This window comes from Oceanobacter antarcticus, from assembly GCF_044962685.1.
GTDB classification, from domain to species: domain Bacteria; phylum Pseudomonadota; class Gammaproteobacteria; order Pseudomonadales; family Oceanobacteraceae; genus Oceanobacter; species Oceanobacter antarcticus.
Map to the genome: position 1 here is coordinate 1 of NZ_JBBKTX010000097.1, position 291 is coordinate 291.

The following is a 291-nucleotide window of genomic DNA, read 5'->3' on the forward strand; positions in this document are numbered from 1 at the left end:
GGCTCTGGATGTTGCAACCGGTGAGGTGATTGGCAGGCTTCACCAGCGCCACCGTGCAGAAGAGTTTCTGTCCTTTCTGAGAGCAATTGAACGAGAAGTCCCCAAACATCTCGACATCCATCTGGTCATGGATAATTACAGTACGCATAAAACAGAAAAGGTGAGAAGCTGGTTCGCCTCTCACCCCCGTTACCACATCCACTTTACGCCCACGTCAGCGTCATGGCTTAACCTGGTCGAAAGATTCTTTGCCTTGATTTCCCAGCGATGGATTAAGCGAAATTCCCATCG

Annotated in this window: 1 protein-coding gene; it reads left to right on the top strand. The window is 50.2% G+C overall.

What is annotated here, in order from left to right; genetic code table 11:
* Nucleotides 1-291, top strand: a 291-nt coding sequence (locus tag WG929_RS21085; RefSeq protein ID WP_416207634.1) for an IS630 family transposase, incomplete at both ends; no start/stop codon positions are given.